Below are 7605 nucleotides of genomic sequence, written 5' to 3' on the forward strand. Positions count from 1 at the left end.
GAGGAAGGGCGGGGCTGGGAGACGGCTCCGCGCAGCGGGACCCGCACCCGCACGGGCCCGGCTACGCCTCGTACGGGCGGGCCGGCCACGGGGATTCGGCCGGGCGGAGGGCGTCGAGGCCGCCCTCGGAGGCCAGCGCCGCCGTCAGGGCCAGGACGCCCGTCACCAGCGCCGGGTTCCCGAGCTCGCCGGCCAGGACGCCCCGGACCAGAGCCTCCCGCTCCACCCACTCCACCCGCATGTCCGCCTCCTCCGACGAGGCGTCCTCGTACCGCTCCCCGTCCGCGTCCGACACGTCCCGCGCAAGGAAGATCCGCACCGCCTCGTCGGAGCCGCCCGGGGAAGCGTAGAAGTCGGCGAGCACCCGCCAGTCCCCCGCCTTGACGTGCGCCTCCTCGTACAGCTCCCGCTGCGCCGCGTGCAGCGGGTTCTCGCCGGGTACGTCGAGCAGCCCGGCCGGCAGCTCCCAGAGCCGGCGCCGCACCGGGTGCCGGTACTGGTTGATCACCAGCACCCGCCCCTCCCCGTCCAGGGCGAGCACGCACACCGACCCCGGGTGCACCTGGTAGTCCCGGCGGGCCACCGACCCGTCCGGCATCCGGACCTCGTCGGAGTCCACCGCCGTCTTGGCTCCCTGGAACGGCCGCCTGGTCGACAGCGTCTCCCAGGTCTCCGCCGTGTCCTTGATACCGATGCCGATGTCCATGCCGATGTCCTCCCACGACGTGCGACGGCCGGGGTACGGAAGATCCGTACCCCGGCCGCCTACGTTACCGAGCGCCGGGCGTCAGCCCTGCTGCTGCTTGCGCTCCACCGCGGCCTTGACCAGGCCCGCGAACAGCGGGTGCGGGCGGGTCGGGCGGGAGCGGAGCTCCGGGTGGGCCTGGGTGGCCACCAGGTAGGGGTGGACCTCGCGCGGGTACTCGACGTATTCGACGAGCTTGTTGTCCGGGGAGGTGCCGGAGAAGACCAGGCCGGCCTTCTTCTCCAGCTCGCCGCGGTAGGCGTTGTTCACCTCGTAGCGGTGGCGGTGGCGCTCGTCCACGTACGCCTGGTCGCCGTAGACCTCGCGGACGATGGAGCCCTCGGCGAGCTTCGCCGGGTACATGCCCAGGCGCATCGTTCCGCCCAGGTCGCCGGCGCCCTCGACGAAGGCCAGCTGCTCCTCCATGGTCGAGATGACCGGGTGCGGGGTGGAGGGCTCGAACTCGGTGGAGTTCGCCTCCTCGATGCCCGCGAGGTTGCGCGCGGCCTCGATGACCACGCACTGCAGGCCCAGGCACAGGCCGAGCAGCGGGACCTTGTTCTCACGGGCGTAGGTGATCGCGCCGACCTTGCCGTTGACACCGCGGTCGCCGAAGCCGCCGGGGACGCAGATCGCGTCCACGTCGGACAGCTGCGCGGCGGCACCGGCCGGGGTCTTGCAGTCGTCGGAGGTGACCCACTTGATCTGGACGCGGGCCCGGTTGGCGAAACCGCCGGCGCGCAGCGCCTCGGTCACCGACAGGTAGGCGTCGGGCAGGTCGATGTACTTGCCGACGAGCGCGACCTTGACCTCGTGGTCGGGGTTGTGGACGCGGTCGAGCAGGTCCTCCCACACCGTCCAGTCGACGTCACGGAAGGGCAGGTCGAGCTTGCGGACGACGTAGGCGTCCAGGCCCTCGGTGTGCAGCACCTTCGGGATGTCGTAGATCGACTTGGCGTCGATCGCCGCGACCACGGCCGCCTCGTCCACGTCGCACATCAGCGAGATCTTGCGCTTGATGGAGGTGGGGACGTCGCGGTCGGCGCGCAGCACGATCGCGTCGGGCTGGATGCCGATGTTGCGCAGCGCGGCGACGGAGTGCTGGGTCGGCTTGGTCTTCAGCTCGCCGGAGGGGCCGATGTAGGGCAGCAGCGAGATGTGCACGACGAAGACGTTGTCGCGGCCGACCTCGTGGCGGACCTGGCGGACGGTCTCCAGGAAGGGCAGCGACTCGATGTCGCCGACCGTACCGCCGACCTCGGTGATGACGACGTCGACGTCGTCGGTGGCCATGCGGCGGATGCGGTGCTTGATCTCGTTGGTGATGTGCGGGATGACCTGCACGGTGTCACCGAGGTACTCGCCGCGCCGCTCCTTGGCGATGACCTGCGAGTAGACCTGGCCGGTGGTGACGTTGGCCGAGCCGTCGAGGTCGACGTCGAGGAAGCGCTCGTAGTGGCCGATGTCCAGGTCGGTCTCGGCGCCGTCGTTGGTGACGAACACCTCACCGTGCTGGAACGGGTTCATCGTGCCGGGGTCGACGTTCAGGTACGGGTCGAGCTTCTGCATCGTGACCCGCAGGCCGCGCGCCTTGAGCAGCGCACCCAGGCTGGAGGCCGTCAGGCCCTTGCCGAGGGACGAAGCGACACCCCCGGTGACGAAGATGTGCTTGGTCGTCATGGATTTGGGCGGCATCGCCAAAGGGGGGCTCCCGTGGTCGCGAGGTGAGGTGCGTCCGGCGACTTCTCCCGTTTCCGGGGGCGCCGAAGCTGCGGTTTCGGGGCTCCTGATTCGCACAGGCAGACCACCGGTCCACGGGGTACCAGCCTATCAGCGCCCGGGGCGGTCCGCCTCCGGGCGCGCTGCGCGGCGGCGCCGCCCGCCGCCCCGCGGCGGCGTCCGGCCCCGGCGTCCGCCCAGGTCACCCGTTCGGCCGAGTGACATTGTCCCAATACTTAAGGAGATCACTAGGGTGCGCTCATAACTTGCTCGGATACCGCTGCACATCGCCGCCGAGCAGTCCGGCGAACGGCGTAACAACGCCGGTTCCGGCAATGTAGGACTCGACGCGGGGATCCCTGCGCACAGGAGACCGCGCGACAGCGCAATGCAAGCGCCCTACGGGGCGGACGTGGCCGTTCGACTGGAGAGCAACGTGTCCGGGCGCATCGAGGATTACGCACTGATCGGGGACATGCAGACCGCGGCGCTGGTCTGCCGGGACGGGGCGGTGGACTGGCTGTGCCTGCCCCGCTTCGACTCCCATGCCGTCTTCGCGAGCCTTCTGGGCACCGATGAACACGGGTTCTGGCGGATCGGCCCGTCGTTCCCGCCGGGGACGGAGCCGCCCAAGGCGACCCGCCGCCGGTACCGGGGCGACTCGCTGGTGCTGGAGTCGGAGTGGGACACCCCGCGCGGGACCGTCCGCGTCATCGACTTCATGCCGCCCCGCGAGGGGCACGCCCCGCAGCTGATCCGCATCGTCGAGGGCGTCAGCGGGCGCGTCCCGATGCGCTCGGCGCTGCGGATGCGCTTCAGCTACGGGCGGGTCGTGCCCTGGGTGCACAAGGTGGAGGGCCGGACGGTGGCCGTCGCGGGCCCGGACTCCGTGTGGCTCGACGCCGACGCCGACACCTACGGCAAGGACCTGACGACCTACTCGGACTTCACCGTCGCCCCGGGCGACCGGGTGGCCTTCGCCATCAGCTGGCAGCCCTCCCACCTGGGGGCCCCGCAGGCCCCCGAGGCCGAGGCGGCGCTGGAGGCCACGACCGAGTTCTGGCGCGAGTGGGTCGACCTGTGCACGTACCACGGGCCCTACCGGGAGGCGGTGATCCGTTCCCTGATCACCCTCAAGGCCCTGACGTACGCCCCCACGGGCGGGATCGTCGCCGCGCCGACCACCTCCCTGCCGGAGGAGATCGGCGGGGTCCGCAACTGGGACTACCGCTACACCTGGCTGCGCGACGCCGCCATCACCCTCTCCTCGCTCCTGCGCACCGGCTACCGCGGCGAGGCCGCCGCCTGGCGCGACTGGCTGCTGCGCGCGGTCGCCGGCGACCCCGAGAACCTGCAGATCATGTACGGGATCGCGGGCGAGCGGGAGCTGGGCGAGACGGAGCTCGACTGGCTGCCGGGCTACGAGAACTCGGCCCCCGTACGCGTCGGCAACGGCGCCGCCCACCAGCTCCAGCTCGACGTGTACGGCGAGGTCACCGAGGCCCTGCACCTGGGGCACATGACCGGCCTGGCCCGCAACGACTACGCCTCGGTGCTCCAGCTCAAGCTGATCCGCTACCTGGAGATCCACTGGAACGAGCCGGACGAGGGCATCTGGGAGGTGCGCGGCCCGCGCCGCCACTTCGTGCACTCGAAGGTGATGGCGTGGGTGGCCGTGGACCGCACGATCAAGCTGATCGAGAGCGGGGACGCGGACGGCCCGCTGGAGCGCTGGCGGGAGCTGCGCGACCGGATCCACGCGGACGTGTGCGAGAAGGGCTACGACCCGGAGCGAAACACCTTCACCCAGTCCTACGGCTCGCAGGAACTGGACGCCTCCCTGCTGCTGATCCCGCAGATGGGCTTCCTGCCGCCTGACGACAAGCGGGTCATCGGCACCATCGAGGCGATCCAGCGCGAGCTGTCGACCCCGGACGGGTTCATCCTGCGCTACCCGACGGCCGGCGAGGAGGCCGGCGTCGACGGCCTGGAGGGGGACGAAGGCGCCTTCCTGGCCTGTTCCTTCTGGATGGCCGACGACCTCGCGATGATCGGCCGGGTCGACGAGGCCCGCCGCCTCTTCGAGAAGCTGCTGTCGCTCCGCAACGACCTGGGGCTGCTGGCCGAGGAGTGGGACCCCAAGCTCCAGCGGCAGGTCGGGAACTTCCCTCAGGCCTTCAGCCACGTTCCGCTGATCGACACCGCGCTGCGGCTGACGGCGAGCGGGGCGTACGGGGGCTGACGGCGCGGCGCGCGGCGCCGGGAACGCCCGCCTAACCTGGAGGGGTCCCATGCCCTTCTGGGGAAAGGGGGGGTAGCGATGGCACCCCTCTCCAAGGCGGCCACGGCGCTCGCCGCGCTCCGCGAGGACCTGGCGGGCGAGGTCTTCGCCCCCGACGATCCCGGGTACGACGGGGCCCGGACGGTCTTCAACGCGATGGTCGACCGCAGGCCCGCGGTGATCGCCCAGTGCGAGAGCGCCGCGGACGTGGTCACGGCGGTGCGCTTCGCCCGGGACCTGGACCTGTCGGTGGCCGTCCGCGGGGGCGGGCACAGCGTGGCCGGGATGTCCCTGAACGACGGCGGCCTGGTCGTGGACCTGCGCCGGATGCACGAGGTCGCCGTGCACCCGGCGGCGAAGGCCGTTCGGGTCGCGGGCGGGGCGACGATGAGCCACCTGGACCGGGCCTGCGAGCCGTACGCGCTGGCCACGACCGGGGGCCGGGCCTCCACCACCGGCGTGGGCGGCTTCGTCCTCGGCGGCGGCACCGGCTGGCTGGACCGGAAGTTCGGCCTGGCGGTGGACAACCTGCTCGGTGTGGAGCTGGTAACCGCCCAGGGCGAGCTGCTGAACGTCACGGCCGAGGACCACCCGGAGCTGTTCTGGGGGCTGCACGGCGGCGGCGGGAACTTCGGCATCGCCACCTCGCTGACGCTGCGGCTGCACGAGCTGCCGGCCCTGTCCATCGCGCTGGTCCTCTACCTGCCGGAGCGCGGCCCCGAGGTGATCCGCGCGTACCGGGACGTCATCGAGTCCGGTCCCGACGAGGCGGGCGGCGGCGCCCTCTACCTGACCGGGCCGCCCGCCCCCTTCGTCCCGCCGCACCTGGTCGGCCTGCTGCTGGCCGGCGCGCTGGTGACGTACGCGGGGCCCGAGGAGGAGCTGCGCCGGCTGGCCGGCCCCCTGCTCGCGATCCCGCACGAGGCGGAGGTCGTCACCGCGATCCCGTACGCCGAGCTCCAGTGCATGCTCGACGATCCGCCGGGGCTGCGGAACTACTGGTCGGCGGAGTACCTGACCGGTGCCCCCGACGCGTTCGTGGACGTGTTCTGCGCCCGGGCGGCCACGATGCCGGTGCCGACCGGCACCCAGCACGTGGTGTGGCCGCAGGGCGGGGCGATCGCCGCGGCGAAGGAGGACTACCCGGTGCCGTACCGGGACGCGCCGTGGGCGGTGCACCCGTTCGGGATGTGGGAGGACCCGGCCGACGACGAGCGGGTCATCCAGTGGGTCAGGGACGTCCGCGCCGACGTCCAGCCGTGGGCGACCGGCGCGGTGTACCTGAACTTCACCGGCGACGAGGGCGCGGACCGGGTGGTGGCCGGGCTGGGCGCCGACAACATGCGGCGGCTGGCGCGGCTGAAGCGGGAGTACGACCCGGACAACGTCTTCCGCTTCAACCACAACATCCCGCCGGTGTGAGGTCCGGCTACTGGGTCAGGGCGGCGATCACCTCGCGGGCCGCGCGCTCGCCTTCGGTGGCGCCGCCCTCCATGAAGCCCTGGAAGTCGTAGCTGCAGTGCTCGCCGCCGATGTGGACGTTGCCCTGGGCGGTGCCCTCGTACTTGGCGTAGCGGTGGAGGTAGCCGGTGGGCCAGTACGAGTAGGCGCCCAGGGAGTAGGGGTTGCGGTGCCAGGCGGAGAGCTGGGCGCGGCCCGTCCACACCGCCTTGGTGCCGGGGAAGAAGGCGTCGACGCCGGTCAGGACCCGGCCGGCCAGGTCGCGGACGTAGGGGTCGGACTCGGTGGCGAAGGGGGTGGCGGGGGTGAGGGCGCCGGCCAGGGAACCGCCGCCGTACTGGAGCAGGATGCCGCCGTTGCCGGGCTGCACCTTGGTGGTGTCCCAGGTCTGCTGGACGGCGGAGTCGGTGAAGCAGTCGCCGGCGGAGACTCCGGGCCAGGGGCCGGTGCCGCGCCAGGGGCGGGCGGTGAACTGCATGTTGAGCTTGGTGCAGTAGCCCATCCGGGCGTCGCGCAGCAGGTTGCGCATGAGGGGGTCGAAGCCCGCCTGCGAGGTGTCGAGGCGCTGGAGGATCGGCAGGGGGACGCAGAGGATCGTGTGGTCGGCGGTGGCGGTGCGGACGGCGCCGGAGTCGTCGAAGGTGAGGGTCTGGGTGCCGTCGGCGTTGGCGCGTACGGCGACCAGTGAGCGGCCCATGACGAGCGTGCCGGGGTTCAGGGCGGCGGCGATGGCGTTGGGGAGGCGGTCGTTGCCGCCGATGACGTGGTAGCGCTCGTTGGACAGGCCCCAGACGTTGAAGTTGCCCGGGTTGGGCTGGTAGCCCATCAACAGGACCAGGGCGAGGGCGGACTGCGTCTGGGTGTCGGCGCCGTACTCGACGTTGTAGGCGACGTCGATGAACCGGCCGAGGAGGGAGCCGTGTCCGCCGGGGACGCGGGTCTCGATCCATTCGTACAGGGTCATGTTGTCGAGGGCGGTGCCGGCGGGGGTCGAGGAGTTCCAGGAGACCTCGCCGGCGTCCTGGAGGTCGCGGTGCAGGGCCTGGTAGACGGCCTTGAAGTCCTCGTCGGCCTGGGTGCGGGGGTAGTAGGAGCCGTTGAAGTGGAGGATTTCCTCCGCCCCGTTGGGGCCGCCGCCGAGGAAGTCCTCCAGGGGGAGGCCGAAGCGGCGGCACAGCTCCTGGATCTTCTTGTGGCTGGTGTCGATGAGCTCGCCACCGATCTCGGAGGTCTGCCCGTACGCCCAGTGGTCGCGCTGGGTCCACATGCGGCCGCCGACGCGGGCCGGGTTGGCCTCGTAGAGGGTGCAGGGGATGCCGGCGTCCTGGAGGGTGAGGGCGGCGGTGAGGCCGGAGATGCCGGCGCCGACGACGGCGACGCGGACGCGGAGGGGACCAGT

5 protein-coding genes are annotated in these 7605 nt (G+C 71.8%); 2 read left to right on the forward strand and 3 right to left on the reverse strand.

Translation table 11 applies throughout. From position 1 onward, the window contains the following. Positions 1-61: 61 nt before the first annotated feature. The gene (locus tag VR44_RS30820) at positions 62-706 is read right to left on the reverse strand and encodes an NUDIX domain-containing protein (protein ID WP_094192028.1); all 645 of its coding nucleotides are present in this window, start codon (positions 704-706) and stop codon (positions 62-64) included. A gap of 81 nt (positions 707-787) precedes the next feature. Further along, complete coding sequence (locus VR44_RS30825; protein WP_245692537.1) at positions 788-2425, reverse strand: CTP synthase; 1638 nt, start codon at positions 2423-2425, stop codon at positions 788-790. Positions 2426-2852: 427 nt separating this feature from the next. Between VR44_RS30825 and VR44_RS30830 the strand changes: the two genes are divergently transcribed. Beyond that, entirely contained in the window at positions 2853-4706 is a 1854-nt protein-coding gene (locus VR44_RS30830; RefSeq protein ID WP_045950914.1) for a glycoside hydrolase family 15 protein, read from the forward strand. A gap of 78 nt (positions 4707-4784) precedes the next feature. After that, on the forward strand, positions 4785-6167 hold the full coding sequence (locus VR44_RS30835; protein WP_045950915.1) for an FAD-binding oxidoreductase: 1383 nt from the start codon (positions 4785-4787) through the stop codon (positions 6165-6167). A gap of 7 nt (positions 6168-6174) precedes the next feature. On the opposite strand, the gene VR44_RS30840 is transcribed toward VR44_RS30835, so the two are convergent. Then, on the reverse strand, positions 6175-7605 hold a 1431-nt coding region (locus tag VR44_RS30840; RefSeq protein WP_045950916.1), incomplete at its 5' end, for a flavin monoamine oxidase family protein.

Origin of the sequence: Streptomyces katrae, assembly GCF_000966975.1 — a bacterium.
Taxonomy (GTDB): Bacteria; Actinomycetota; Actinomycetes; order Streptomycetales; family Streptomycetaceae; genus Streptomyces; species Streptomyces katrae.